This is a genomic window from Cellvibrionales bacterium (assembly GCA_016713115.1).
In the GTDB taxonomy this organism is placed as follows: Bacteria; Pseudomonadota; Gammaproteobacteria; order Pseudomonadales; family UBA7239; genus UBA7239.
Map to the genome: position 1 here is coordinate 1 of JADJPU010000002.1, position 25317 is coordinate 25317.

Consider the following 25317-nt stretch of genomic DNA (forward strand, 5'->3'; position numbering starts at 1 on the left):
GCTATCTGCACCCGATGAAAGTGAAGAGAGCGAAGAAAGCCTAGAGCAAGATGAGTTGCCTTGAGTGCTATCGCCTAGGTGAGCAGATGTAGTAGTTGCGAATAAATCGCGCGGATCATTTTATAAAAATGATCAATGGTCCAGCCACTTTCTATAATCATCTTTTCCATCAGTGTTTGAGAAAACACCGCCCGCAGCAGGGTTGCTCTGGGATGCGGTCCACAAAGCCATCGACTGTGTTGTTGATGCGACAAGTAAAAATCAATTCTTCCGTGAGAGGCGATGTTGGCGCAAAATGCGCAACATGGCTGCCGCATCATCTGGGTCTAAATGCGTAAAAACAGAAAACAGCCAAATCACATCAAACGATCCGGCAACAGGCAAATGCGTTTTGCAATGACAGCGGCGCGCCTGCTGGGTTGTAAGTGCGTTGCGAACCGGCCAGTGTGCATAATGAAAACGCGCATCAACAGGGCTTGCAGCTGTTTGCAAAAAATCAATAATTTCTTCGTCGACATCAATGCCGGTGTGCTTTGACGGGACAGGCACCTCGTTGTTGATCGTAAGCAGAAAACGCGTGCCGCAAACCCACATCAAGAATATTCGTGTCGCGAAGTCAGCGCCCTAAACGCTCAGCCATCAATGCAATAATTTCTTTGGCGGATTCATCGTAGCCAGCTTCTTTCACCATGTGAATTGCGGCGAGGTTTTGTCGGGATTTGCAGGCGCATATTATTTGGGTGTCGTTGCGCAAATACGCTTTTCGGTATCTTGCCCGCGATCAAAGGCAGCACTGTTGTTGTCAGATAACAGTGCGTTAAAGAATAGTGGTTGCGATAACAAGCCCTGCCAAGCGTGTTGCCCTTGTGCATCGCGCCCTATCCAGGTGGGTTCAGAAAATCGCCATCAATTTCTGCAGGATTTTCTTGCCGCCAATCCAAGAGTTCGCCGCCGACATACAGTGCCATTGTGCGCTGTTGCTGTCCGGCGGTAGGCGTGATCGCAAAAGCTGGTGAGTGAAATGGCGGTGCAGGTTTTATTGCGTGCGGCGTTTTCCAAGGCTGACTTACAACGGTGTCGTTGCCAATGCGCACGGAAAATGTGTTGTCGCTGTTGTAGATTAAAGACCAAAGACCTTTTTGTTCGGCGATGGTTTGAGGTCCGTTAGGCGATGAAGGAGATAGCGTTGCTCCAATCACAAAACTGAATGCGCCGTAGCCAGGCGCACGGCGAAAGTCGTCACCTGTAATGCGCGCTTGGCCATTGTTAGCGAGTGCGTGGTACTGCAGTTGCAGCGGCGTTTTTTATCGCGCCACTGACGGTAAATGTTATCTGTGCCCTAGCGCTCCATCGGCTTGAGGATGCTGTGGTTAAACAAACCCAGACTGCCGATTTCAAAAACCAAGTTGCGCGGTTTGAGTTTTTGTTGTCCCAGCAACGGCTGCAGGTTTTCACCGTCCAGCGCGGTGGTGGGTGTAATGCCGGCTGCAGCGAGCACAGTGGGATAAATATCCTGTATTGCCACAATGTCGTCGATAGCTTTGCCTGCGCTGCGTTTGTCGGGCCAGCGAATTATCAATGGCGTGCGAAAACCTGCCTTCTGCGAATTCACCTTTTACGCCAGCGTAAGGAAAATTGTTGTTCATCATTTGGTTGGTGCCGCCGTTGTCGGAAGCCAGCACAATCAAGGTGTTATCGAGTTGTTGGGTATCGCGCAGCGCTCGCAGCGCGCTTTACCAATTTCCGCATCGGCTTGCGCGAGCAATGCGCGGTATTTTCCTTCTGGTGTATCGGGGAAATTTTTTTTAAATATTCTTCAGAGGCTGCTGGGATGATGTGGTGCAAACAGCCAATAGTTGATAAACCACGGCGCGTTTTGTTTGCCTTTTTAATTTGTGCGACCACGCGTTCAGCCAGAATATCTTCCAGGTGACCTCGGTATTGTTGTAGGGTGTGTGATCGCTTTGCAGCCATGGATCGATATAAGTGGGACGCTTAGTAAATTGACCTTCTGCATCTGGGCCTTCAATTGAAATTGATTGAGAAAACCAAACCATTCGTCGAAGCCTTGATCTGGCCATGCGCCACGCACGGCATCACCCAAATGCCATTTACCAATGTGCGCCGTGTGGTAGCCATTAGTTTTCAATGCATCTGCAAGAGTGACGATATCAGGAGACATGCCGCGAAAGTCTGGGCTCTGCGCCACGCGTGCGGATTCACGCCCGTCAGCAGCGCCAAAGCGCGCGGGTTTGCAAGTGCTGTCGGCATAGTGACGCGTAAAACGCACACCTTCCTGCGCGATGCTTTGAATATTGGGCGTAGGCGCATCGTTGCGCCCAAAACCGGCAACATCGCTGTAGCCGGCATCATCGAGCAAAATTAATAGCACATTCGGTTTTGCAGCGTGGCAGCGTGCAAAAAGTTGCTCACCAACAACAGCGCAAAAACACGCACCTACGCATCGTCATACTCTTGTGTTTTCCACTGCACAGCGCGTTGATACAACTCGCGTTTGGATGTGCCGGTGATTTGCGCCGTCAACGCAGACGCTTGTTTCACGGGCAACTCAGCTAACAGAATTTGCAAGATGCGATCGTCTTCGCCTTGGTCGTTATTTTTTGCGTGTTGCCAGCCACGATCAACACGATTTCGCCGCGCTCCTCCACGCGCTTTCATCCAGCGCTTGTGCCAGTTCGGCCAGCGTCGTCAGCCACAGGGTTTCATACTGTTGGACAATTCGCGCGCCAAACAAATTTCGCGCGCGCCGCCAAATGTATCTGCCAAATCGCGCACGGTGTCGGCGAGGCGGTGCGGCGCTTCGTAAAAATTAGCGTGGCGGATTCATCAGCCAGCACCTGCAAAGCCGTGCAACGCGCTTGCTGCTTGGCGGGCAGAAATCCACAAAATAAAAAACGGTCGGAAGGCAAGCCGGAACCAGCCAGCGCGGTGATGGCCGCGCAGGCCCTGGCAGGCTCTCCACGCGCACGCCATTCTGATGTGCCAAACGCACCAAGCGGTAGCCGGGGTCGGCAATGGCGGGCGTACCGGCATCGGAAATCAGCGCCACGCGTTTGCCCTGCTGCAATAAATGCAGAATGCGCTCGGCGGCATCGCGCTCGTTGTGGTCTTGGTAGGGAATCAGCGGCTTGCTGATGTTGAAGTGCTGCAACAATTTGCCGCTGTGGCGCGAATCCTCCACCGCGATGGCATCAACGGATTGGAGAACCGCAAGGGCGCGGGGTACCATGTCGGCCAGATTGCCTATGGGCGTTGCGACCAGATACAGGGTTGCCGTGGACATGCCATAAACCGGAATTCAAAGATGTCTTTCATTCTACCTTGTCTACCTTGTCGTTTGCGCCTGCGCGGCGCAGCTGTCTTGATGTTGTTGATAAGTATGGGTTTGGCGAGCTGTGCTGCGCCCAAGCCAGATAGCGGTGCGATACCCGAGATCGCAGAGCAATCGTCTTCTTCTGAGGGCAGCGCCAAGCCGAAGGCGGTCAACACCAACTTGGTATTTGAATTGCTCAAGCGCGCAGAAGCCGCGCAATCGCCCGAGCGCGAAACCCTCTTTCTGCAAGCCTCGGCCTACTATCAACAAATGGGTGATTATGTGCGCATGGGGCGCGTGTTTGAGGTACTGCGTCCTGAGTCGCTTACGCCGCCACAGCGCATCGAGTACAGCCTGCAATACGGCGATTGGGCACTGTACCAGCGCCATGTAGACGATGCGGCGCGTGTGCTGCTTGCCCCTGAATTGAACCAAGGGCTGAGCGAGAGTCAGACGGCCACGCTGCACAGTCTGCGTGCGCGTTTGTTTGAGCGCCAAGGCAAAATGCTGGACGCACTGCATGAGCGCATTAGCCAGAGTGCGCACACGCCGGAGAGCAGAGCAAGCGGAATTGTCGGCCAGCATTTGGCGGCTGTTGTTGGCGATGTCGATGGCGGATCTGCAATTCTTAGAGAACGCCGACAGCCGCAACTCTAAAGAAGATCAGCTATTAGCAGGATGGTTAGCACTTGCTCACATTCAGCGTGAAGACGCAGGCAACAGCGAGCGCATGGCCGCCGATGTGCAGAGCTGGCGCAACCGTTACGCCACACACCCTGCCAATCGCAGTATGCCCGCCGAGTTGGTGGTCGCTGCCAGTGAAACTTCCAACGGCGCTCGCCCACAACGCATCGCCTTGTTACCGCCCTTGACTGGCAAGTGGGGGCGGCGGGGCAGGCATTCCGCGATGGCTTCATGAGCATGCACTACCAGCAGATGAGTGGCGGTGGCGGCGCGCCGCAGGTGGATTTGGTGGATACCAGCGCCTCGCCCGATATCCTCAATACTTACCAGCAAGCTGTGGCGCAGGGTGCGCAACTGGTGATCGGCCCGCTGGAAAAAGAACAGGTACAAGTATTGGCCAATCAAGCCAATTTGCCGGTACCGACGCTGGCGTTGAACCACACCGCGCCGGAGCAGCGCAGCGCCGATGTTTTGTATCAATTCAGCCTCAACCCCGATGACGATGTGGCGCAGGTGGCAACCACAGCGGCCGCCAATCGCTACCGCCGTGCCTTGGTGATTGCACCGCAGGGCGAGCGCGGCGAACGCTTGGCACAGGCATTCACACAGGCTTGGCAGCGCACGGGTGGTGAAGCGGTGCAAAGCGCTACGCGGCTGGCACTGGCAATTACAGCGCGGCGATCGCCGATGCGCTCGGCGTGGATTTGGCGAGCGGGCAGATGCGCGCCGGCAAACCCTGCCGGAGATGGTGTATTTCAGTGGCAACGGCGCAGATGCAGCAGCCGTGATGGATGCTCTGCAACGCAACGGCGGCAAAGATCTGCCGGTGTACGCGACGGCGGAAGTGTTGGACGGTCGCGTTGATGTGCGCACCAATGGTCTGCGCGTGTGCCTGTCGCCTTGGCAGGTGAGCAGCGGGCCGCTGCAAGAAGCCAAAATTCCCGTGCCGAATAATGCCAACGGACGCCTGTTCGCGATGGGTGCCGATGCCGAGCAACTGTTCTCACAACTGTCACCGCTGGCGGGCAACGCCTCGTTGCGTGTGTCGGGCAATACCGGCTACTTGAGCATGAGCAATCGTCGCGTGCAGCGCAGTTTGGTGTGGGCGGTGATGCAAGACGGCAAACCCATCGCTCAGCCCGCCACGGCTGACGGGCGTTTCTGATGCCTCGCGGTGCCGCTGCGCCGCGCGCACGGGTGAAGTGGTAGAGCGCGCTGCAGAACACTATTTGCAGCAGCAAGGCCTGCAATCCATTGCGCAGAATTTTCAACGGCGCGGCGGTGAAATTGATTTGATTATGCGCGAAGGTGCAACACTGGTGTTTGTCGAAGTGCGCTTTCGCAAAAGTGATAACTTTGGTTCGCCGGTAGAAAGTGTGACGGCGAGTAAACAGCGCAAATTACTGCAAACCGCGCAGTTGTTTTTATTGGCGCATCCGCAGTGGCGCAATGCGCCGTGTCGCTTCGATATTGTCGCGGCAAGGCCGACAGAAAATAATGCACTGCAATTTGAGTGGATACAAAATGCTTTCGGTGCCTGAACGAAAACTTTCAATGAACACTTTTCAGCTGCAGCGTACGGTGTCGGTATTGCGCAGCGGCGGCGTGATTGCCTATCCCACGGAAGCGGTATGGGGTTTGGGTTGTGATCCGCACAATGAAGAAGCTGTTACACAATTGCTTGCGCTAAAACAACGAAGCTGGCGCAAGGGCGTGATACTTATTGCAGCCGATGTTGAACAACTGATGCCCTACCTGCGCGGTTTGCCGGAAGAAAAGCTGGCGCTGATGCGTGCGAGTTGGCCCGGCCCGAATACTTGGCTGGTGCCTAACAACGGCGCAGCGCCCGCGTGGATTACCGGCGGACGCAGCACACTGGCGGTGCGCGTCACGGCGCACCCCTTAGCAGCCGCGTTGTGCAAACAGTTTGGTAGAGCTTTGGTGTCAACATCGGCGAATCGTGCGGGAAAAAAACCGGCACGCACAGTGTTTGATGTACGCTGCAATTTTGGCGATACCTTGGATGCTGTGCTGCCCGGTGCGCTTGGCGGTTTGCAGAACCCCACGCAGATTCGCGATGTAATGACAGGCGAAATCTGTCGCATGGCTTAATGAATTGGAGAGAGTGTGATGACTGTTGATGTAGCTGCGGTAAAAAGTTATTTGTTGGATGTGCAAAATCGTATTTGTGCCGGTTTAGAAGCGGAAGATGGCCGTGCGAAATTTGTCGAAGACGCGTGGCAGCGCGAAGGTGGCGGCGGTGGCGGCATCACACGCGTGATTACCAACGGCGCAGTATTTGAAAAAGGCGGCGTGAATTTTTCACATGTGCAAGGTGATTCCATGCCGGCTTCTGCCACCGCGCATCGTCCAGAATTGGCAGGGCGCGCGTTTGAAGCGATGGGTGTTTCCCTCGTGATCCATCCAGAAAATCCCTATGTTCCCACTTCGCACGCCAATGTGCGATTTTTTGTCGCACGCAAAGACGGCGAGCCGGATGTGTGGTGGTTTGGCGGCGGTTACGATCTCACGCCTTATTACGGTTTTGATGAAGACTGTGTGCATTGGCACCGCACGGCAAAAGCGGCGTGTGAGCCGTTTGGCAAGAATGTGTATGCCGATTACAAAAAATGGTGCGATGAGTATTTCTTTTTGAAACACCGCAATGAGCAGCGCGGTATCGGCGGTTTGTTTTTTGATGATTTGAATGCCTGGGGCTTTGAAAAAAGTTTTGCGTTTTTGCGCGCCGTGGGTGACAGCTATATTGAAGCGTATCGCCCTGTGGTGGCGCGTTGTAAAAACATGAAATACGGCGAGCGCGAACGCGATTTTCAGTTGTACCGTCGTGGGCGCTATGTGGAATACAACTTGGTGTACGATCGCGGCACTTTGTTTGGGTTGCAAACCGGCGGCCGCACCGAATCCATTTTGATGTCTCTACCACCTTTAGTGAGCTGGCATTACAACTGGCAACCAGAGGCTGGATCACCAGAAGCCAAACTCTACAGCGATTACATCGTGCGAAGAGAGTGGGTATGACCGATCGTTATGCGGTATTTGGCAACCCGATAGCGCACAGCAAATCACCGCTGATCCACACCGCGTTTGCCGAGCAAACGCGGCAAGATCTGCTCTACGAACGGCAGTTGGTGGAGCCAAATAATTTGCTGAAACCACCAGACATTTTTTTGCCAACGGCGGTTGCGGCCTCAATATCACCGTGCCATTCAAACTGGAAGCGTTTGAATTGGTGGATGTATTGAGCGAGCGCGCCGCAGCGGCCGGCGCGGTGAATACGCTGAAAAAAATGCCGGATGGAAAAATTTATGGCGACAACACCGACGGTGCCGGTTTGCTGCGCGACATCACGCAAAATTTAGGTTGGATTATTCGCGGCAAGCGCGTGCTGTTGCTCGGTGCAGGCGGCGCCGTGCGCGGCGTGATTGCGCCGCTATTGGCAGAGCAGCCCTCGCGCGTTGTCATTGCCAATCGCACCTTGGAAAAAGCAGAAGCGCTGGTGAAAGATTTTCTGTGGGTAAATCTGCGCAAGAAATAAAATTATTGCGCGCCAGCAGTTTGCAAATTCGCGCGTCCGTTTGATATTGTCATCAACGGCACTTCCGCCAGTTTGCAGGGCGCCATGCCCGATCTCGACCCCGCCATCCTCAATCCCAACGCCTGCTGCTACGACATGATGTACGGCACAGAACTCACGCCATTTTGCAGTGGGCGCAGCGCCACGGTGCGCAAGTCGCCGATGGTTTGGGGATGTTGGTGGAGCAAGCGGCAGAAAGTTTTACCTCTGGCGCGGTGTAAGACCAGAAACCAAAGCCGTTATGGAGTGGTTGCGAGCCTAACGCTCACCGCAAACGCATCACTTGCCACCCGTGTTGTTCTGCAAAGGCTTTGAGTTTGTCATCGGGATCAACCGCTACGGGCTTATCCACTTTTTGTAGCAGCGGCAAATCATTGTGCGAATCGCTGTAGAAAAAACTGCCGTGCAGGGTTTCATTATTGTTGTTTAGCCAAGCGTTGAGGCGCTCGACTTTGCCTTCGCGGTAGCAGGGTGTGCCGCTGATGTCGCCGGTGTAAACGCCGTTGCGTATCTCCGGCTCGGTGGCGAGCAAAATATCAATGCCTAAGCGCTGCGCGATAGGTGCAGTAATGAAAGCGTTGGTGGCGGTGATAATCATCAAAGTGTGATTTTGTGCGCGATGGCTTTCAATGAGGTCGACAGCTTTGGGCAGAATCATGCCGGCAATTTTGTCGCGCATAAATTGCGCATGCCATTGTGCTAATTCTTGCATGGGGCGATGGGCGAGTGGCGACAGCACAAAACGCTGGTAAGCGAAAATATCCAATTCGCCGCGACAGTAATCGTCATAAAACGCGTCATTTTTTGCGCGGTATTCTGCTGCATCGACCACGCCGAGATCGGCAATAAATTCACCCCAAGCGTGATCAGAGTCGCCGTTGAGTAAGGTGTTGTCGAGATCAAAAATAGCGAGTGTCATAACGGCGCGATCAAAACATGCCTGGCACTAACATGCTAGCGCCGCCCATTAAGCCGGTGCTGGCGGCGGCGCTGTTGATCAACACGCGCGCGGCATTCAGCAATAAAAAAACAAAAATCGGTGAAATGTCTAAGCCGCCCAGTGAGGGGATAAAACGCTGGATAGGCGCACACAGCGGTCGCACCAATTGCACACACAATACCGCAGCGGGGTGGCGTGTGTAGGGCGCAACCCAACTAAGGATAATCATCACAATCATGCACGCGAGATAAATGTAAACAATCATTGAAGCGATGCCGATCAAACTCCACAGCAGCACAATCAGCGGATTAAAAATGCCGACCAACACGCAACTTAACATGACGGTGAGGTATTGCACGGCAATCGCCAATCCAATGCAGGCGAGATCTAAGCCAAACAAGCCGGGGATGAGGCGGCGCAGCGGCATCAAGACAGGTGTAGTGATTTTGCGATCGCTTGCGAGAGCGGGTTGTAAAAATCGGCGCGGGCGGCTTGTAATAAAAACGCAATACCACCGCCAGCAAATACAAGCCGCCGATGGTTTGCAGGGTGAGGATGCCAATTTGTGCCATTGCATTCATGTTGAATTCTCAGAAAGGATTAAGCCAGTTGTTGCGATAATTCTTGCGAGCGCGTGCTGGCCGCTTGCAAGGCATCATCAACAATCGTGCGCAAATGTTGTTGTTCAAAATGTGCAATGGCGCGTTCGGTGGTGCCGCCCGGTGAAGTGACGCGGCGCCGCAATTCGGCGGGATCAAACTCGCTGCTGCACGCCATCTGTGCGGCACCGAGTGCGGTTTGCAGTGTGAGCGCGCGAGAAGTTTCTGTGCTGAGCCCTAATTTTTCACCGGCGGCAATCATCGCTTCCATCAACAGAAAAAAGTACGCGGGGCCACTGCCGGAAACGGCGGTCACCGCATCAATTTGCGCTTCATCGTCCAGCCACAACGCAATGCCGACAGCTTTCAGAATCGCTTCTGCTTGCTCGCGCTGTGCGGCGTTGACTTGCGCGTTGGCGACCAAGCCGCTCGCGCCCTGCTGCACCAGTGCGGGGGTGTTGGGCATGCAACGCACGACGGCGGGCGCACCACCGAGCCATTGCTCCATGCTGGCCATGCTGATGCCGGCGGCGATGGAGAGGATCAGGTGTTTGTTCTGCACAGACGGCGCGAGATCGGCCAATACCGCTTTCATCACCTGCGGCTTCACGGCTAGCACCAGAATGTCGGCGCGCTGCGCAACTTCCGCATTGCTCGTGCAGGCGTGGATGCCATGTTGTGCGGCGAGTGCTTGCAGGTTGGTGGCGTTAGGGTCTGCGGCGCAGAGTTGCTGTGGCGCAAAACCGCGCGCGACCAAGCCGCCGATCAAGCTGGCCGCCATATTGCCTGCGCCGATAAATCCAATAGTGGGTTGAGTCATGCCGTGCCTCCCAAAGAGCGCAGCATTATAAGCGAGCGCTAATTGCCCAGGTCAGTCATGTGACGGCGTTCACATCGCGCCCGCATTTCTGCGCGGCGTGTTGTATACGGTCGTGCACCTTGGCTATATTGGCAGCGATTGTCGTCATGGATGCAGGTGTTGTACCGGTGTCCCGTGGGTTAACTCTCAACACAAGGTTGTTTTCATTATGGATATTACTGAACTGCTGGCTTTCAGCGCCAAACAAGGTGCTTCGGATCTTCACTTGTCGGCCGGTCTGCCGCCGATGATTCGTGTGGATGGCGATGTGCGCCGCATCAACTTGCCGGCGCTGGAGCACAAGCAAGTGCATGCGCTGATTTACGACATCATGAACGATAAGCAGCGTAAAGATTTTGAAGAGTTTTGGGAAACGGATTTCTCGTTTGAAGTGCCAGGGTGGCGCGTTTCCGCGTCAACGCCTTCAACCAAAACCGCGGCGCCGGTGCGGTATTCAGAACCATTCCTCCAAAGTATTGACGATGGAAGAGCTGGGCATGGGGCAAGTGTTTAAAGATCTGTGCCATATTCCGCGCGGTTTGATTTTGGTGACGGGGCCAACCGGTTCCGGTAAATCCACCACGCTGGCGGCGATGATCGATTACATCAATGACAATAAATACGAACACATTTTGACCATCGAAGATCCAATCGAATTCGTGCATCAAAGTAAAAAATGTTTGGTGAACCAGCGGGAAGTGCACCGCGACACTTTGGGCTTCGCCGAAGCACTGCGTTCAGCCTTGCGGGAAGATCCAGATATTATTCTCGTCGGTGAGATGCGCGACTTGGAAACGATTCGTTTGGCGCTGACCGCTGCTGAAACGGGACACCTGGTGTTCGGTACCTTGCACACCACTTCAGCCGCAAAAACGATCGACCGTGTGGTGGATGTATTCCCTGCGGAAGAAAAAGCCATGGTGCGTTCGATGTTGTCGGAGTCGTTGCAAGGCGTCATTTCACAAACGCTGTTGAAGAAAAATGGCGGCGGTCGTGTGGCGGCACACGAAATCATGCGCGGCACCGCGGCGATTCGTAACTTGATTCGTGAAGACAAAATTGCACAGATGTATTCAGCTATTCAAACGGGCGGTCAGTTGGGCATGCAGACGCTGGATCAGTGTTTGACGAACTTGGTGTCAAAGGTTTGATTTCGCGCGATGCAGCGCGTGAAAAAGCGAAAATTCCAGAAAACTTTTAATCGATAACAAATCATTATTCTGGCAATAACCCTTATTCAGGTAAGAACAATATGGATATCAGCAAACTGTTGGCATTGATGGTAGAAAAAGGTGCTTCCGATCTTTTTCTCACCGCGGGCGTTCCACCTTCAATCAAGCTGAACGGCAAAGTGGTGCCAGTGACCAACACGCCGTTGACGCCGGAATTGACGCGCGCGAAGTCGTGCTCGGTTTGATGAACGAAAAGCAGCGCGAAGAGTTCATGCAGAATTTAGAGTTGAATTTTGCGGTGTCAGCGCGCGGCATCGGTCGTTTTCGTGCCAATGCGTTTTATCAGCGCAACTTGGCGGGTGCGGTGTTGCGTCGTATCGAAACCAAGATTCCGCAAATTGACGATTTGATGTTGCCAGAAGTGATCAAAGAATTGGCGATGACCAAACGCGGTTTGATTATTTTTGTGGGCGCAACCGGTACCGGTAAATCCACCTCGTTGGCATCGATGATCGGCCATCGCAATCGCAATTCCAAAGGCCACATCATCACCATCGAAGATCCAATCGATTTATTCACCAACACGCGGGCTGTATTGTTACGCAGCGCGAAGTGGGGATTGATACCGAATCGTTTGAAGTGGCGCTGAAAAACACTTTGCGTCAAGCGCCCGATGTTATTTTGATCGGTGAGGTGCGCTCACGCGAAACCATGGATCACGCGATTGCGTTTGCAGAAACCGGTCACTTGTGTTTGTGCACCTTGCACGCCAACAACGCCAACCAAGCCTTGGATCGTATCATTCACTTTTTCCCTGCCGATAGGCACTCGCAGCTGTGGATGGATTTGTCGCTGAACTTAAAAGCCATCATCGCGCAGCAATTGGTCCCTACACCGGATGGCAACGGTCGCCGCGCGGCTATCGAAGTGCTGCTCAATACGCCGCTTGCTTCCGACATGATCCGTAAAGGTGAAGTTCACGGTTTGAAAGAGTTGATGAAAAAATCCACGGAATTGGGTATGCAGACTTTCGACCAAGCGCTGTTTAATTTCTACGATGCCGGAGAGATCACTTACGAAGATGCACTGTTGCACGCTGATTCGCCCAACGATTTGCGTTTGATGATCAAGCTAGCGCAAGAAAATTCTGGCGGTGGCGGTTTTGGTGGACTGGGCGGTCTCAGCTTAGAACAAACTGAAGATGACAAGAAAAATAGTGGCGGCATTGTGCGGCGCCGTTAAACAGCTTGTTGGGAACTCTTCCTATTATTTTTTGTCTCAACGCTGCCAGTCGCTTGAAAAGCGCTCGGCGCACCATTTTCGGGTTATGCATCCACTTTGAGGTTTTCATGAAACGCATTGTTCTATTTTTTAGCGACCAACCTAGCCATTATGTTGGTGCTCGGCATCGTGTTGAGCGTGTTGCAATCGTATTTAGGGCTTTCGCGCAACAGCATGGGCGGCCTGCTGTTGTTGGCTTTTGTGTTTGGTATGGGTGGCTCGGTTATCTCTTTAATGCTGTCCAAGTGGATGGCACTGCGCACCACGGGAGCGCAAGTGATCGAGCAGCCGCGCACAGGTAGAAACTTGGCTGCTAGAGACGGTGAAGCGTCAAGCGCAGGAGGCCGGCATCGGCATGCCGGATGTGGCAATTTACGACTCGCCCGATATCAATGCATTTGCCACCGGCATGAAGCGTGATAGCGCCTTGGTGGCTGTTTCCACCGGTCTGCTGCACAACATGAGTCGCGAAGAAGCGGAAGCAGTGTTGGGACATGAAGTTTCACACATCGCCAATGGCGACATGGTGACCCTGACTTTGATTCAAGGTGTAGTAAACACCTTTGTGATTTTCTTGGCGCGTGTCGTGGCGCAATTCATTGGTGATCGCGATCGTGGTGCTTTCGCCTACATGATGACCGTGTTCGTGTTGGAAATGGTGTTTGGCATTGTGGCCAGCACCATCGTGGCGTGGTTCTCCGTCAGCGTGATTCCGTGCCGATATTGGTGGTGCCAAGCTGGCAGGCAAAGAAAAAATGATTGCTGCCTTGGAACGCCTCAAGGTTTCACACGAGAGTACGCTGGATGGGCAATTGGTGGCCTTCGGCATCAACGGCAAAAGCAAAACTTTGGGCGAATTATTTATGAGCCACCCGCCGTTGGAAAAACGCATCGCGGCATTGCGCGAGAGTGCAAGCTTTTAATAGCTGTGTGTGGTGCAATAAAAAAGCGGGCATGCCCGCTTTTTTATGCTCGCAATTCTTACGGTAATCAGTAGACCATCCGCGTTTCGGATTCCTGATCGTATGCTACCCAGAACACGAGTGCAGCCAACAGCATGGCGCTAACAATGCCTGAGGGCGCAGCTAAGGTGGCGAAAAATAATGCGGGAATAATGGCTTTCATTGCTCGATCCTCTTTCTGATTACTACGCTGCGTATAATCGAAAAGAAAATTGGAATGCGCTAACTAATTTACAAAAAACACAAAAAACTGCGGGAAATACGGTGTTTTGCTAGCCTTTGGAGCCTAACCATGCGCCACCGCAAGTGAGCAGCAAGCCCAGCACCAACAGCCACGAAAAAGGTTCGCCCAAAAAAACCACTGCGCCAATACCGGCAAAGGCAGGTACGGTTGCCATCACTGCGCCCAAGCGTGTGGGGCCGAGTTGTTCCATGGCTTTCATAAAAGTCAGCATGGCCACTACAACAACTAACACGCCTTGAAAAAATGCCTGCAGCAGAATGGCGCTCCACGCGGCATCGTGTATGCCTTTCGGTAACAGCAACCAATAGCAGGGCAGATAAATAAGCGCGGATAACAAACCGACGCCGATGGTGATTTCCTTCGGCGTTTTGCCCCAGCGTTTGGCCAGCACACTGTAGATCGCCCACAAACAAGAGGATGCCAGCAACAATAAATCGCCGGGCCAACTGTTTTGTAAATCACCCAAGCTGTAAAACGCCAAACACAGCACGCCGCCGCCGATCACACTCAAAGCCAACCAGCGCTGCGCACTGGGTTTTTCGCCGAGTAACAACCACGCCACCAGCGTGACAAAAAAAGGCAGCACGCCCGACAGCAGCACCGCGCCGTGTGAGGCTGGTGCGAAATGAAACGCCGAGTAGGCACACAGCGCATAGCCAATGCCGCCGATCAGGGCTAGCAGCAAGGTTTGTAGTGTGAATAGCGGCACGCGCTGCCAGAACAGCCACGCGGGGAATAGCAGTAGTGACGCGGTGCCAAGCGCAGGGCGGTCATATCAAGCTGTTTTAAACCGCTGGCCTGTGCCATACGCGATAACAGCACGAAGCCTGCCCCCACATACACACCGTAATAAAGCCGTACAAATAGCCTTTGCGCATGGAGGCGGAGGACATGAGAAACCTTGACTGAGTTTGCCTGTGCGGGCGGAAGGGCGATGGTCACCGCCCCCAATTTTTTATTTTGGGCAAAAAAAGCATAGACTGGAACACAAGAGATTTTTGTGGAAATTCACATGCTGCCACCTATTGCCGAACGCCAACTCACCGGTTTGGATCATTTGCTGGTTTCGGCGGATCGCGCCCTGCGCACGCTGACGGGTGACACGCGCCCCGCGCTGCGCGCCACGCCGGCCTTGCAAGTGGCGGAGTGCTCGCTGACTAAAGAAGAAACAGCGCGTTCGATTGGTTTGATGCGTGTAAATCATACCGGCGAAGTGTGCGCGCAGGCTCTGTACCCAGGCCAAGCGCTGACCGCCAAACTGCCTGCCGTGCGCGAGGAAATGGAACGCGCGGCCGATGAAGAAGATTGATCACCTGGCGTGGTGTGAAGAGCGCGTCAAACAACTGGGCGGACACCTCTCGGTTTTGAATCCACTGTGGTATGGCATGTCGTTTGGTTTGCGTGCGGCAGCCGGTTTGATTGGCGATAAAACCAGTTTGGGTTTTGTGTCGGCGATTGAAGATCAAGTGTGCGAACACTTCTGGAAGAACATCTGCAAACGCTGCCACCTTGCGATGAAAAAAAGTCGCGCCATTGTTGAAACGATGTTGGAAGACGAAGCACGCCACAGCCATGCGGCATTGGCGGCGGGCGGTACGCAATTTCCAGCACCGATTAAAAAGGATGACCTTGGTATCGCGTTTGATGACGCGCACCAGTCGCTATGTGTAAGTAAACGCAGTAGGAGAATGGCATGTTGTTTGGCAGGGGATTTTGCCAAGTTGTTTGATCGTCTGATCAGCCAAGATTATTTGAATAACCACGAAGTGTTGTATCGCGCCCGCATTTTGGCGGGCATTGCCTCGTTGTATATTCTGCTGATTGCCTTGACATCGGTGTATGTCATTTTTTGCGCCATTTTCTGAAAATAATATTGCTATCACGATAACCTTATTGATCTTTATGGTCTGCGGTTATTTATTGGTGCTGTACTGGTTGCGCAACGGTGAGCGCTATCAACACTGCGCAGAAATTACCGTGTTATGTACCTATGTGGGTGTGATTGTCGGTGTGGCAACTTCTGGCGGACCGCTGGAGTCGCCGGCCATGCCGCTGTTGGTCATTCCGATTGTATTGGCGTTCACCTTAGGCGAGAAATACAGCGGCTTGTTGTGGTCTAGTATCGTTTTTCTCAGCCACATTGCGATGATTGGGAATAGATCGCTGGCTGTTTAAATTCCCCAACTGCTCGATCTTTCTGGCCTCGACGCTGCATTTGACGCATTGGTTGGTGAATTACCCGCTATTATTTTTTTGATGTTGGTGTTTGAAGCGATTACGCAGCGCTTGAAGCAGGAGCGTGATGCCGAGCGTGATCGCTACGCATTTCTTGCGGCGCACGATCCTTTGACGGGCTTGGCTAACCGTTCGATGTTTGGCAGCCAGCTCACGCGCGCACTCGCAAGCAGTGATCGCAATAAAACATAGCCGGCTTAATGATTGATTTGGACGGCTTTAAGCCCGTCAATGACACGCCTGCCACGATATGGGCGATAATTTTGTGCGAGATTGCTGATCCCCCTCTTAACTTATTACGAAAGCTGACACCATTGCGCGTGGCGATGGCGATGATTTTGCGGTGATTTTAGAAATGTGGCTTCGCCGCCGGGGATTGATATTGTGGCGCAGCGTATTGTCGATGAAATTGGCAAGCCGTATGACATCTTGCCCAAAGGGCATGCAGGTAACGGCGAGTGTGGGTGTGGCGATGTATCCCGATCGCACGCGCGACGACAATCAATTGCGCGTGTTTGCCGATCGCGCCATGTATGCGGCAAAAAAGGACATCTGCAATTATTCGCCCGATATGCAATAGAAATGCGTATGTTATTCAGGCATCCAGATCGGGAATCAACTTGCTTCTACGCGGGTAATGGTGTCTTTCAGCCACAGCTTGCGTTTTTTAAGCGCTGCATCAGCAATTGGTCGAAATAAGGGCGCTCCAACAGCACCAAAAATTTCATCATCCAACATGCGGTGTTCTTCACGCAGGCGGTTCAGGGTGAGGAGAAGTTCGTCTTCCATGTGGAGTGATTTGCAGCACGACTAGTTACCTTATACACGCCGTGGCTTGCGGATACCATGGCCGTCATCATTTTCTTTACAATTACCCCGTCAATTAATTTAGGGATCGCATGATATGACTGCAGCTCGCACTGTGCTGGTAACTGGCGCGTTTGGCAATTTAGGGCAGATGATGTTGGCGGAACTCAAGCGACAGAGTTTCCGTGTGCTGGCCATGGATCTCGACAACCCAGTCAATCGCAAAGTCGCTGCCAACATTGAAACACTGTACGACGAGTTGGTGTGGGGCGATTTGCGCACCGTGGACTTCAAGCCGCTGTTGCAGGGGCTGCATCGCTGTGATTCATCTCGCGGCGGTATTGCCGCCAGTGACGGATCGCGCGCCTGAGCTCGCGCATGACATCAATGTCAACGCTACGCTGCGTTTGATTGCGGATATTGAACAGCGCGTTAAACAACCTCTGCTGATTTACCCCTCCTCCGTAACGGTATTTGGATTCCTGAGCCAGCCACGCGTTTGATGCGGGCGGACGATGCTGTAGCGCCAACGACAACTACACGCGGCACAAAGTGGAGGTAGAGCAAGCGCTAGCGGCCAGTGCAATTCCGTGGTGTGTGCTGCGCGTGGGGTGTCGATAGATTCGCGCACCTTGGGTGCCGGATCGTTCCATGATGCGTAAATTGTTGCCGTATCGCCAGACAATCCCTTGCATTATCTGCATCCACAAGATGTTACGCTGGCAATGGTCAATGCGATCAATAACGCGCGCCTTGCATAAGGTTTTGTTGTTGGGAGGTGGTGAAGACAGCCGTGTCACGCAACACCAATTCTTAAAGTGCGGCACTGAATGCCATGGGGATTACTCTGCCGCGAGATATGCTCGGCAGCGACCGCTACTACACCAGTTGGATGGATACCGCTGAGTCGCAAGACATTCTGCAATTTCGCAGCACAGTTTTGCAGACTATCAAGCAGATTTGCGCCAGCGCTTGCGTTGGTCGCGGCTGATCATGAAGCCACTCGCGCCGCTGGTGCTGTGGAGTATGCGCAGAGTTTGAAATGAAATTGCCTCCTGATACGGAAGTATTTATTCCTCTGCGTTAAATAGTGAGGTGATTGCATCCAGTGTGGATTTTCAGTCGTTGCCTCGTTTGAAAGTTTTGTTGTTAAAACCCTATCAAAAAATTGTTGGAGCAGTGCAATCTCCCGCAGATCGGGTATCCTCTATTTAACATCAGCTATTCGCGTTTCAACAGCATGTTGATGGAAATTCTGGATATGAAGTTGAGCAAATGCCAGCATCAGAGCTGTTGCCTCTGTTGCGAGGGGTTTACCGGATGTGGTGGGTATGTCGGCGTTAAACTTTTGGAAGCACAAAAGTTATCTCATTTCAAAAACTGTAAAACAGTTTGATGAATCCATTGTTACGGTGATTGGTGGGCCGTTTTGCTCAACGCGTCTGAAAAGATTTTGCGTGAAGAAGAAAGCATTGATTGGGTTTTGAGGTCCTGGTTAATGTATTTCCGAAGCGTTGGTGCGCTTAACTCTGAGTCGGGATTTAGAAATTGATTTGCCTGGTTTCTCAAGGCGACTGGCCCAGATGGGAGATTCGGTGTAGCAAAAAACAAGGATTTTGTTCAAGACTTAGATACTTTGCCCATGCCTTCTTGGGATTTGGTAGATTTTGATCGCTATGCAAAACACCCTAATCACGCAGCCAACTTGAAAGGTAAGCGGTACTCGCCACTGTTTACTTCAAGAGGGTGTCCTCATCTTTGCACCTATTGTCACGACATCTTTACAAAAAAGATTTGTTTACATGATTGGCGAGTGATTGCAGATTGAGTATTTATATAACAACTATGGTGTTGATGGAATATCTATAGAGGTGATATTTTTAATCTGCACAAAGCCTAGGGTGCATGCAATCATGGGGGGAAGTGTGCTAGGCGATGGCCTGGGAAAATGAAATTTGCAGTTCCTAATGGATTGCGCGGCGACATTATTGACCAAGAAATTGTGGATGTAATGTGTGAAGCAGGTGCTTATGCAGCTTCAATTGCCATTGAGACGGTAACTCCGCGGTTGCAGCTTTTGGTTGAAAAGAATCTATGTTGATAAAGCAAACAATGCAATAAAAATGTTTACAGACAAAGGATTGCAAGTAACCGCTGCTTTTATGTTAGGGTTCCAACGGAAAACAAAGAAGAAATCAAAGCCAGTATTGATTTCGCTTTAAAAGGAAGCGTTTGACCTTGGCTTTTTCTTTACGGTTATTCCACTGCCGGGAACGCCGCTCTTTGATTGGCGCTGAGTGAACATGAATCAATAACGAGATGCAGCAAAAGTTGACAGTGGTAGCTAACGAATATACGTATCTTGGTAAGAAAGGGTTTTACGGTATCAAATTGAGCAACGCTGTCCGCATGGCTAATTGGGTTTTTATCCTAGCCCGCGGCGTGTGCTCAGAATTCTGGCGTTTTGGTCGCTCGAACGACTGTGGCAGACATTTAAAGTGTTTCTACAAAGTTACGCCGACGCACCGGCAAACGCCGAACTATTCAGATGTGATGTTGAAACAGTAGGGGCATTCAGGGATTCACCAAACCCCGCAACTGCGCACTGAGATCGCTCGCCAACAAGCCGCGCTCGCTCTTCCTGTTACTTCGGCAGCATCCGCCGCTTCAGCGTGCAGGCAAAAACAATTGCGCGGCGATTTCTGGCGCTATGTCTTGCGCGAGCAAGCTGCCGATGATGCCGGCTAGCATCCCCCCATGCCGCCGGAGGACATGCCGGGGTTGCCGCTGCTGCAAACTCCAATCATGCCGCCCGCTCCGCACACCAGGCTGCCCGCGCCTTTCAACACGACAGTGCCGCCATGGCGGTGTTGCAGGGCGCGCACGGCCGCGAAACGGTCGCGCTGAACATCGGCGGTGCTGATACCCAGCAGGCGCGCGGCCTCGGCGGGTGAGGGGTCAGCACCTAATCGCTGCGATGGGGTTCGCGCACCACGCACCTCGGCGGCGCACGCGTGTTGAGTGCGTCGTCAACCAGCACCAGTGGCAGCTCACTCAAGGTGGCCTGCTGCAACATCTGCTCGAACCACGCGCTGCGCCCTGGGCAGACCGACAACCAGCACCGTGGGTTTGGCGAGCAGCGGTTCCAGAGCCCGCCCAGAGTTCACTCCTTCGCCATGATCTCCGGTCGGCGTGCCAACACAGCCGGCACATGTTCAGGTCGCGTGGCGGCGCTAACTAAGCCAGCCGCGGCGCGCAGCCCTTCAGTGGCCGAGCACCGCGCCGCCCATGGCTGTCACCCGCCTATCACCATCACATGCCCGAACAGACCTTTGTGTGCCGTGCGTTGGCGCGGCGGCAGTGCGTCCTGGCAGGTGCCGGGTTTGAGTCGCTCGCAGTGCGTGATCGTCGGCGCGTCTAGCTCCTCCGCACCCAAACCAGCGTATTCAATGAGGCCGGTGAAATCTGGTGCGTCGGCGGTCAATAAACCGCGTTTCAGTGCGACAAAAGTGATGGTGACATCCGCGGCCACCGCCACGCCTTCGGCACAGCCGGCGCCGGCGTCGATGCCAGAGGGCAAGTCCAGCGCCAGCACTGGCAGGCCGCTGTGGTTGATAGCATCAATCGCGGCGGCGTAAGCCGTGGCGTGGTGCGCCGTAGCTGCCGGTGCCGAGTAGAGCATCAACCACGATGCCTTTGCTGGGTAAATCCATAGTGTTCTGCCACGGCGGTGAAATCGTCACGCCGTTTTGCGTGGCGTAGGCGTGCGCTTGTAAAGTATCTGGCGAAAATTTTGCAGCCGCGCCGACCGCAATAATGTGTGCAGAAATATTTTTTCTGGCGAGGCCAAGAGCAAATAACACGTCGCCACCGTTGTTGCCGCTGCCGCAAAAATGGTGATGCACGCAGGATTGGGCCAGTGCTGAGAGTGTTTCCAATGCTGCGCGCGCGGCTTTTTCATTAGCACGATGCTGCTGATGCCGTTAGCAATGAGCGTCGCATCCAGTGCGCGCGTTTCTTCAGCGGTGTGCGTGTCAGGAGCATTTTTTTTTTCAGCCAAGGTAGAGGGTTGATCGGATTGTCGTTTTTGCGAATTTCAAAATACAAGGCGGATTCTTTTCGCCGCCGCTGTTGCCGGCACGTGCAATGATATCGCCTGGTTGCACCCATTCGCCGGCTTCACGCAACAGAGCATCATTATTGTGCGTACAAACTCATATAACCATCGCCGTGATCCAGCACGTTTAACAAGCCCGCCAGCCGCGTAATAAAGTGTCGGCGTACATCCCGCGCCCGCCGTGAATGGCGTGCACGGGCGTTCCGTTATCCGCCCAGATGCGTAAACCATCCCAAGTCCACGCTGCCTTGGCGATTATCGCCTGAATTGATGCAGCAGTTTTCCTGCGTCGGCCACAGCATTTTTCCTTTGCGTTGTGTAAAGATTGCTGGCGCAGGCGTTCGAGATCAACGGCGCTATAGGTGGATGATGCATCATCTGTAGATGGTTCAAAGTTGCGGTTTTGTTGCGAAAGTTTCTCTTCCTGTTGCTGTATATTTTCTGCTCCTCACGCAAACGCTGTTCTTCCGCCCGGCTTTAAGCAAGGGCGCGTTGCTGTTCGATGCGTGCAGTCAATGTTTTGTAATGCTTAACGATCTTGGTTAGAGCTTTCCCAATTCGCCGTGCTTGTTTTTTAGGTCTTGTTCAGAGTTGGTAATTAAAGGTTTTTCTGGCATCGCGTTCGGCTTGCGATTGCATATTTTCCGTGATGAGGTTTGTTGCAGCACTTGCAGTTCTTGAATGCTGTTGGCGAGTTCTTTTCTATGACAACGATACGTTGAATAGCATCGAGATACGCCGCCATTTTTGCTGGCGAGCGGCAACCAAGTAATTGTTGTATTGGAAGTTGCGGGTGAGGGTGCTGGCGTCGTCCTGTTCCAGCAACAAGCGCAGTTGCGACTGCGCGCCTGCTGTGCAGAGAGCGCGCAGTGCTGGCCCGTCTGTTCCCGCTGATCAGCGATTAAACTGCCCCACTGCTTTTTCTGCCGCTTGTGCGTTAGCAGCTTTTTGTTTCTCTGCGATTTTGGTGTTGATCTCTTCGATTTTTTTTCATTTTGCGCCGCAACATCTTTGTCAGACTGGTCCAGCTTGGCCTGCAATTCATTGCGTGTGGTCTGGATGGTTTGAATATCCGCTTTTAATTTGTCGATGGATTGCTGCATCTCCGGCGTTTTTTTGTTGAGGAGCGTTTCTGTTTGGCTGCTGGTTCGCCGCGATTGCTTGCGCAGTGGCGGCTTCGGCGGGTGCTGCCGGTGCTGCGTCGTTAGCAAAAGCACTGCCAGTTAATGTGCCGCTGAGGATAGCAGCCAATAGCGATTGATGGATTTACTTGTGTTCTTTCTCCGTGCGTAGTGATAAAAAGTTTTATTTGTTGTAACAATGAGTGATGAGGTTGCGCCCTTGCATTTCTGCCGGTTGCGGCAAGTTCAACAACTTTCCAGCATGCTGGGGCAACATCAGCCAGTGTGCCTGCATCATTGATAGTGACTGTGCGCTGACCGATATACAAAAACGGAACTTGTTCACAAGTGTGCTGTGTGTGTACTTGCTGCGCTTCGTAATCCTGCATTTGTTCGCAATTGCCGTGATCGGCGGTGATCAAACGTTCACCACCGGCTGCCAGCTACCGCGTCACTTACTCACACGGCCTACACAAATATCTGAGAACCTCCACCACTTTGCTGCGGCGCTGAAAATGCCGGTGTGCTACCATATCGCCGTTGGCGTAATTGCAAATAATCCCATCGAACTGTTGGCTGCTTATCGCCTCCACCAAATTTATCAGTGACTTCAAACGCGCTCATCTCCGGCTGCAAATCGTAAGTGGCAACCTTGTTGAATCGACAAGAATGCGTGTTTCGCCTTCGTATTACAAGGCTTCGCGCCCGCCGCTGAAAAAGTGACACTCGCGTATTTTTCGGTTTCCGCAATGCGCAATTGCGTTTGCCTAAACTGGCTAAATATTCGCCCAATGAGTTTTTCAGAGTGCTGGATGGTGGATGGAGCGCACAGCGCCGGGAGCTTTATCGTCGGCGTATTCACTGGTCATCACAAGATTGCCGAGTGTTGGAGTGCGTGCGCGCACAAAACCGTCAAACGCAGGATTGGTAAAGGCGCGCGTGATTTGCCGAATGCGCGATCGGCGCAGGAGGTCATGAAACAACACCGCGTCGCCATCAGTAGCAATTGCACGGGTGCGCCGATCACCGTCGGCTGCACAAAACTCATCGTTTTTCATCGCGCGTAAAGCGTTGTGCAAACCTTCTATAGCGGTGGCCGCGTGAAAGTCGGCGCGACCATCCGGTAAGCAGGTTGTAGGCCTTTTCCACGCGATCCCAACGCTTGTCGTCCGCCCCACCGCGTAATGTAACGCTACTGATTAATGGCGATGCGGCCGGTACGCCGGAAATGCGTCAAATGTGTCTTGCGTGATGCGCAGTGAATCTTCTACACTGCGCGGCGGTGTGTCGCGGCCATCCAAAAAGCTGCAGGATAAACATTTTCTGCACCGCGCTCCGCGGCGAGTTGCAGTGCAGCGAGGATGTGATTTTCGTGGCTGTGTACGCCGCCATCCGACAACAAGCCCCAAATATGCACGGCTTTGTTATTGGCGACGGCTTTATCAATGGCTGCGCAGTAAGCGGGATTTTCAAAAAACGTGCCGTCGGCGATGTCTTTGTCGATGCGCGTCAAGCTGCCACACCACGCGCCCCACCGCCCCCAGTGTCATGTGGCCGACTTCGCTGTTGCCGAACTGGCCTTCGGGCAAGCCCACATCCAAACCAGAACCGGACACCAAGCTGTGCGGGTTCTCGTGCCACAGTTGATCCCACACGGGCGTATGCGCGGCGGCAATGGCGTTGTCTTTAGTCTCCTCGCGGTAGCCGAAGCCGTCGAGTATCAAAGGTACAAGAGGTTTAGGGAAGTCGTCATAAAACACAACCAGCAGAAAACGGGGCAGCTATCTTACGGAAGCTATGAGTTTTTTAGAACCTGCATCCCTGTTGTATCAATCGTCATCGCCCCACATATGCCCTAGCCAGAGCCCCATAGCAAACGGAAATACCCAGTGGTTGTTAGTTGAAGAGGCTGATGTAATGTCGCTCACAGCATAGCTGTCAAGAATCGGCGAAACATAAGGAATGTTTTTTCCAGGGCAGGTGCTGCAGTCGTGCCTCTAAAAATAAGATAAGAGATTTTAAAGGGAAGAGCCACTAACAAAATAAAAATGATCCCGGCACCGATAAGCAGAGTTAACGACTACTTTTTTATCCGTGGCGCGCCTGGGAAGGTCACCAACAAATCCAACAAGAAAACGAAAGTAAAGCCATCGAGGGTCGCCCCTGTCGACCAACATAAACACAGCAACATATATCACGGCAGACCCAAAGAGAAAAAATTTTTTGCCAGCCAAAACTTTAAGTGGCTTTCCGAACGCTCTTGGTAAAAATTTCCAAAAGACATACCCAGTATTTGCGTTTTTTGTGTGCGCTGTTCTGATTTTTGTTGTTGTGCGGCATCGTTTTGGCATAACTTTGTAGTCAACGTGGTTTTATTTTGTTGCTGACGAACGACAGTGCGTTTAGCAAAAGAAAGGCAAACCAATACACCAAAGAGAATGGCGGCACCCACAATGCCTATGCCTATTGCGGTGTTGGCGCGCTGTATCGTTAGGGAAATAACGCGCCGTTTACAAAACGCGCCAAACGCTGCGCCGCTGTTAATGAATATCCTAACAGATGAGAAACAAAGAGGTTTCCTCCTTGTTTGTTACGGTGATCTACAACCCCGAGCCCCCCCCACGCTAGCGCCCATGTCACGATCATTGCCGAATAACAGGATAAAGCAATGGCTATGTCTTCATTCATGGCGATGGCTCAATGGCAGCATAGGTAAGAGCCATGGTACAAACGAAAGGCTCACTGGGTGAGCCTGCTGTAATAAGCGATTTAAAAACCGAAGCCGGTTCACGCCTAGCAAAGGTCATCACGCCCAGCACGGCGAGCACGCCAGCGGCGATGGAGTGCACCAGCTTCATCAGGATTTTGTTGGCCAACTTGTCGCCGACAAGCACCACGACTGGCACATCGGCAATCAACAGCGCCCAGCGTGGTGCCTATCCCCACCCCGCAGCGGTGCGGCGTAGTGCGCGGCCATGGCGATAGTGGCGACACCCCGTTTGTCGCCCATTTCCGCCGAAAAAAAAGTCACCAAGGTGGCGCCGAACACGCCGAGTTTTTGCGCTATCAGCGATTCTTCTTCTTCAATTTTATTGTCGGGAATCAGCGTCGATTACCGCTTCGCGATAAAGAACAAGCCCAACACCCAGCGCAGCACTTCCGGAGCTGACTGTTGGTGGTGATCCACGCGCCCAGCGCACCGGCCAATCCGTGGTTGACCAAGGTGGCCAAAAGAATGCCCGGAGGCGATGGGCGGCTTTTGAAACGCGCAGCGAGTAGGAAGGCGAGCAACTGGGTTTCATCGCCGGTTTTCAGCGAAGGGCGACCACGCCGGTGGACACAAGTAAGATTTAATGCGGATACCTCC

Annotated in this window: 27 protein-coding genes and 11 pseudogenes; 20 read left to right on the forward strand and 18 right to left on the reverse strand. The window is 53.1% G+C overall.

Annotation, left to right across the window (positions count from 1 at the left end; genetic code table 11):
- Positions 1 to 261: 261 nt before the first annotated feature.
- The 6 genes and pseudogenes from IPK30_11985 to rsmI all read right to left on the reverse strand — a co-directional run bounded on the left by IPK30_11985 (position 262) and on the right by rsmI (position 3304).
- Positions 262 to 594, reverse strand: coding sequence for a class I SAM-dependent methyltransferase (locus IPK30_11985; GenBank protein ID MBK8103949.1), 333 nt, complete (start codon positions 592 to 594; stop codon positions 262 to 264).
- A 22-nt stretch (positions 595 to 616) separates the two neighbouring features.
- Positions 617 to 754, reverse strand: coding sequence for a hypothetical protein (locus tag IPK30_11990; protein ID MBK8103950.1), 138 nt, complete (start codon positions 752 to 754; stop codon positions 617 to 619).
- A gap of 124 nt (positions 755 to 878) precedes the next feature.
- On the reverse strand, positions 879 to 1199 hold the full coding sequence (locus IPK30_11995; protein ID MBK8103951.1) for a hypothetical protein: 321 nt from the start codon (positions 1197 to 1199) through the stop codon (positions 879 to 881).
- Between the two features lie 140 nt (positions 1200 to 1339).
- Positions 1340 to 1612 (reverse strand): sulfatase-like hydrolase/transferase, encoded by a 273-nt coding sequence (locus IPK30_12000; protein ID MBK8103952.1) that lies wholly within the window; start codon positions 1610 to 1612, stop codon positions 1340 to 1342.
- A gap of 297 nt (positions 1613 to 1909) precedes the next feature.
- Positions 1910 to 2392: a sulfatase-like hydrolase/transferase gene (locus IPK30_12005; protein MBK8103953.1), complete on the reverse strand. Its 483-nt coding sequence runs from the start codon at positions 2390 to 2392 to the stop codon at positions 1910 to 1912.
- A 65-nt stretch (positions 2393 to 2457) separates the two neighbouring features.
- A pseudogene (rsmI, locus tag IPK30_12010) lies at positions 2458 to 3304 on the reverse strand (16S rRNA (cytidine(1402)-2'-O)-methyltransferase).
- 21 nt (positions 3305 to 3325) lie between these two features.
- Here rsmI and IPK30_12015 point away from each other — a divergent pair.
- From IPK30_12015 to aroE, 8 genes and pseudogenes are all read left to right on the forward strand, one after another.
- Positions 3326 to 3991, forward strand: coding sequence for a penicillin-binding protein activator (locus tag IPK30_12015; protein MBK8103954.1), 666 nt, complete (start codon positions 3326 to 3328; stop codon positions 3989 to 3991).
- The gene (locus IPK30_12020) at positions 3906 to 4253 is read left to right on the forward strand and encodes a penicillin-binding protein activator (protein ID MBK8103955.1); all 348 of its coding nucleotides are present in this window, start codon (positions 3906 to 3908) and stop codon (positions 4251 to 4253) included. The genes IPK30_12015 and IPK30_12020 overlap by 86 nt, the downstream gene beginning before the upstream one ends.
- Positions 4160 to 4657 (forward strand): annotated as a pseudogene (locus IPK30_12025) (penicillin-binding protein activator). The gene IPK30_12020 and the pseudogene IPK30_12025 overlap by 94 nt, the downstream one beginning before the upstream one ends.
- A gap of 106 nt (positions 4658 to 4763) precedes the next feature.
- Positions 4764 to 5183 (forward strand): penicillin-binding protein activator, encoded by a 420-nt coding sequence (locus tag IPK30_12030; GenBank protein ID MBK8103956.1) that lies wholly within the window; start codon positions 4764 to 4766, stop codon positions 5181 to 5183.
- Positions 5184 to 5220: 37 nt separating this feature from the next.
- The gene (locus tag IPK30_12035; protein MBK8103957.1) at positions 5221 to 5559 is read left to right on the forward strand and encodes a YraN family protein; all 339 of its coding nucleotides are present in this window, start codon (positions 5221 to 5223) and stop codon (positions 5557 to 5559) included.
- Positions 5560 to 5572: 13 nt separating this feature from the next.
- On the forward strand, positions 5573 to 6130 hold the full coding sequence (locus IPK30_12040) for a Sua5/YciO/YrdC/YwlC family protein (GenBank protein ID MBK8103958.1): 558 nt from the start codon (positions 5573 to 5575) through the stop codon (positions 6128 to 6130).
- 18 nt (positions 6131 to 6148) lie between these two features.
- Positions 6149 to 7057 (forward strand): oxygen-dependent coproporphyrinogen oxidase, encoded by a 909-nt coding sequence (hemF, locus tag IPK30_12045; GenBank protein ID MBK8103959.1) that lies wholly within the window; start codon positions 6149 to 6151, stop codon positions 7055 to 7057.
- Positions 7054 to 7875 (forward strand): annotated as a pseudogene (gene aroE / locus IPK30_12050) (shikimate dehydrogenase). Before hemF ends, aroE begins: the two are co-directional and overlap by 4 nt.
- Before the next feature lie 3 nt (positions 7876 to 7878).
- On the opposite strand, the gene IPK30_12055 reads toward aroE, so the two are convergent.
- The 3 genes and pseudogenes from IPK30_12055 to IPK30_12065 all read right to left on the reverse strand — a co-directional run bounded on the left by IPK30_12055 (position 7879) and on the right by IPK30_12065 (position 9972).
- Complete coding sequence (locus IPK30_12055; protein ID MBK8103960.1) at positions 7879 to 8532, reverse strand: HAD family hydrolase; 654 nt, start codon at positions 8530 to 8532, stop codon at positions 7879 to 7881.
- A 10-nt stretch (positions 8533 to 8542) separates the two neighbouring features.
- Positions 8543 to 9134, reverse strand: a pseudogene (locus IPK30_12060) (YggT family protein).
- A 19-nt stretch (positions 9135 to 9153) separates the two neighbouring features.
- Positions 9154 to 9972, reverse strand: coding sequence for a pyrroline-5-carboxylate reductase (locus IPK30_12065; protein MBK8103961.1), 819 nt, complete (start codon positions 9970 to 9972; stop codon positions 9154 to 9156).
- Positions 9973 to 10180: 208 nt separating this feature from the next.
- Here IPK30_12065 and IPK30_12070 point away from each other — a divergent pair.
- From IPK30_12070 to htpX, 3 pseudogenes are all read left to right on the forward strand, one after another.
- Positions 10181 to 11212: pseudogene (locus IPK30_12070) on the forward strand (type IV pilus twitching motility protein PilT).
- A gap of 51 nt (positions 11213 to 11263) precedes the next feature.
- A pseudogene (locus IPK30_12075) lies at positions 11264 to 12425 on the forward strand (PilT/PilU family type 4a pilus ATPase).
- A gap of 150 nt (positions 12426 to 12575) precedes the next feature.
- Positions 12576 to 13387 (forward strand): annotated as a pseudogene (gene htpX, locus IPK30_12080) (protease HtpX).
- Between the two features lie 311 nt (positions 13388 to 13698).
- Here the strand turns inward: htpX and IPK30_12085 are convergent.
- A pseudogene (locus IPK30_12085) lies at positions 13699 to 14477 on the reverse strand (DMT family transporter).
- Between the two features lie 205 nt (positions 14478 to 14682).
- Between IPK30_12085 and coq7 the strand changes: the two are divergent.
- From coq7 to IPK30_12110, 5 genes and pseudogenes are all read left to right on the forward strand, one after another.
- A pseudogene (gene coq7 / locus IPK30_12090) lies at positions 14683 to 15341 on the forward strand (2-polyprenyl-3-methyl-6-methoxy-1,4-benzoquinone monooxygenase).
- Between the two features lie 17 nt (positions 15342 to 15358).
- Complete coding sequence (locus tag IPK30_12095; protein MBK8103962.1) at positions 15359 to 15535, forward strand: hypothetical protein; 177 nt, start codon at positions 15359 to 15361, stop codon at positions 15533 to 15535.
- Positions 15510 to 15845: a hypothetical protein gene (locus tag IPK30_12100; GenBank protein MBK8103963.1), complete on the forward strand. Its 336-nt coding sequence runs from the start codon at positions 15510 to 15512 to the stop codon at positions 15843 to 15845. The genes IPK30_12095 and IPK30_12100 overlap by 26 nt, the downstream gene beginning before the upstream one ends.
- 48 nt (positions 15846 to 15893) lie before the next feature.
- Positions 15894 to 16097: a GGDEF domain-containing protein gene (locus IPK30_12105; GenBank protein MBK8103964.1), complete on the forward strand. Its 204-nt coding sequence runs from the start codon at positions 15894 to 15896 to the stop codon at positions 16095 to 16097.
- Positions 16098 to 16200: 103 nt separating this feature from the next.
- Entirely contained in the window at positions 16201 to 16485 is a 285-nt protein-coding gene (locus IPK30_12110) for a GGDEF domain-containing protein (GenBank protein ID MBK8103965.1), read from the forward strand.
- 35 nt (positions 16486 to 16520) lie between these two features.
- Here the strand turns inward: IPK30_12110 and IPK30_12115 are convergent, their stop codons facing one another.
- The gene (locus tag IPK30_12115; GenBank protein ID MBK8103966.1) at positions 16521 to 16694 is read right to left on the reverse strand and encodes a YdcH family protein; all 174 of its coding nucleotides are present in this window, start codon (positions 16692 to 16694) and stop codon (positions 16521 to 16523) included.
- 115 nt (positions 16695 to 16809) lie between these two features.
- On the opposite strand from IPK30_12115, the gene IPK30_12120 reads away from it, so the two are divergent.
- From IPK30_12120 to IPK30_12135, 4 genes are all read left to right on the forward strand, one after another.
- Positions 16810 to 17082 carry a hypothetical protein gene (locus tag IPK30_12120; protein ID MBK8103967.1) on the forward strand — a complete coding sequence of 91 codons (273 nt, stop codon included), beginning with the start codon at positions 16810 to 16812 and terminating at the stop codon, positions 17080 to 17082.
- On the forward strand, positions 17063 to 17215 hold the full coding sequence (locus IPK30_12125) for a hypothetical protein (protein ID MBK8103968.1): 153 nt from the start codon (positions 17063 to 17065) through the stop codon (positions 17213 to 17215). The genes IPK30_12120 and IPK30_12125 overlap by 20 nt, the downstream gene beginning before the upstream one ends.
- A gap of 332 nt (positions 17216 to 17547) precedes the next feature.
- Positions 17548 to 17703, forward strand: a complete 156-nt coding sequence (locus tag IPK30_12130; protein MBK8103969.1) for a hypothetical protein — start codon at positions 17548 to 17550, stop codon at positions 17701 to 17703.
- A 957-nt stretch (positions 17704 to 18660) separates the two neighbouring features.
- Positions 18661 to 18813, forward strand: coding sequence for a hypothetical protein (locus tag IPK30_12135; GenBank protein ID MBK8103970.1), 153 nt, complete (start codon positions 18661 to 18663; stop codon positions 18811 to 18813).
- Positions 18814 to 19456: 643 nt separating this feature from the next.
- Here IPK30_12135 and IPK30_12140 read toward each other — a convergent pair.
- The 7 genes and pseudogenes from IPK30_12140 to IPK30_12170 all read right to left on the reverse strand — a co-directional run bounded on the left by IPK30_12140 (position 19457) and on the right by IPK30_12170 (position 25265).
- Entirely contained in the window at positions 19457 to 19711 is a 255-nt protein-coding gene (locus IPK30_12140; protein MBK8103971.1) for a hypothetical protein, read from the reverse strand.
- A 296-nt stretch (positions 19712 to 20007) separates the two neighbouring features.
- On the reverse strand, positions 20008 to 20394 hold the full coding sequence (locus IPK30_12145) for a hypothetical protein (protein ID MBK8103972.1): 387 nt from the start codon (positions 20392 to 20394) through the stop codon (positions 20008 to 20010).
- Positions 20333 to 20650: a hypothetical protein gene (locus tag IPK30_12150; GenBank protein MBK8103973.1), complete on the reverse strand. Its 318-nt coding sequence runs from the start codon at positions 20648 to 20650 to the stop codon at positions 20333 to 20335. The genes IPK30_12145 and IPK30_12150 overlap by 62 nt, the downstream gene beginning before the upstream one ends.
- A 721-nt stretch (positions 20651 to 21371) precedes the next feature.
- Entirely contained in the window at positions 21372 to 22040 is a 669-nt protein-coding gene (locus IPK30_12155; GenBank protein MBK8103974.1) for a hypothetical protein, read from the reverse strand.
- 94 nt (positions 22041 to 22134) lie between these two features.
- Positions 22135 to 23710, reverse strand: a pseudogene (gene gpmI, locus IPK30_12160) (phosphoglycerate mutase (2,3-diphosphoglycerate-independent)).
- A gap of 730 nt (positions 23711 to 24440) precedes the next feature.
- Entirely contained in the window at positions 24441 to 24638 is a 198-nt protein-coding gene (locus IPK30_12165) for a hypothetical protein (GenBank protein ID MBK8103975.1), read from the reverse strand.
- Positions 24635 to 25265, reverse strand: a pseudogene (locus tag IPK30_12170) (TMEM165/GDT1 family protein). The gene IPK30_12165 and the pseudogene IPK30_12170 overlap by 4 nt, the downstream one beginning before the upstream one ends.
- Positions 25266 to 25317: the final 52 nt, after the last annotated feature.

Bases quoted from the DNA above. Each gene is read 5' to 3' on its own strand.
- IPK30_12055 (MBK8103960.1), bottom strand. From the start codon at position 8,532: ATGACACTCGCTATTTTTGATCTCGACAACACCTTACTCAACGGCGAC.
- IPK30_12115 (MBK8103966.1), bottom strand. From the start codon at position 16,694: ATGGAAGACGAACTTCTCCTCACCCTGAACCGCCTGCGTGAAGAACAC.
- IPK30_12095 (MBK8103962.1), top strand. From the start codon at position 15,359: ATGGCATGTTGTTTGGCAGGGGATTTTGCCAAGTTGTTTGATCGTCTG.
- IPK30_12165 (MBK8103975.1), bottom strand. From the start codon at position 24,638: ATGAATGAAGACATAGCCATTGCTTTATCCTGTTATTCGGCAATGATC.
- IPK30_12135 (MBK8103970.1), top strand. From the start codon at position 18,661: ATGAAATTTGCAGTTCCTAATGGATTGCGCGGCGACATTATTGACCAA.
- IPK30_11985 (MBK8103949.1), bottom strand. From the start codon at position 594: ATGTGGGTTTGCGGCACGCGTTTTCTGCTTACGATCAACAACGAGGTG.
- IPK30_12040 (MBK8103958.1), top strand. From the start codon at position 5,573: ATGAACACTTTTCAGCTGCAGCGTACGGTGTCGGTATTGCGCAGCGGC.
- IPK30_12120 (MBK8103967.1), top strand. From the start codon at position 16,810: ATGACTGCAGCTCGCACTGTGCTGGTAACTGGCGCGTTTGGCAATTTA.
- IPK30_12100 (MBK8103963.1), top strand. From the start codon at position 15,510: ATGTCATTTTTTGCGCCATTTTCTGAAAATAATATTGCTATCACGATA.
- IPK30_12145 (MBK8103972.1), bottom strand. From the start codon at position 20,394: ATGCTCTACTCGGCACCGGCAGCTACGGCGCACCACGCCACGGCTTAC.
- hemF (MBK8103959.1), top strand. From the start codon at position 6,149: ATGACTGTTGATGTAGCTGCGGTAAAAAGTTATTTGTTGGATGTGCAA.
- IPK30_12065 (MBK8103961.1), bottom strand. From the start codon at position 9,972: ATGACTCAACCCACTATTGGATTTATCGGCGCAGGCAATATGGCGGCC.
- IPK30_12015 (MBK8103954.1), top strand. From the start codon at position 3,326: ATGTCTTTCATTCTACCTTGTCTACCTTGTCGTTTGCGCCTGCGCGGC.
- IPK30_12130 (MBK8103969.1), top strand. From the start codon at position 17,548: ATGGGGATTACTCTGCCGCGAGATATGCTCGGCAGCGACCGCTACTAC.
- IPK30_12030 (MBK8103956.1), top strand. From the start codon at position 4,764: ATGGTGTATTTCAGTGGCAACGGCGCAGATGCAGCAGCCGTGATGGAT.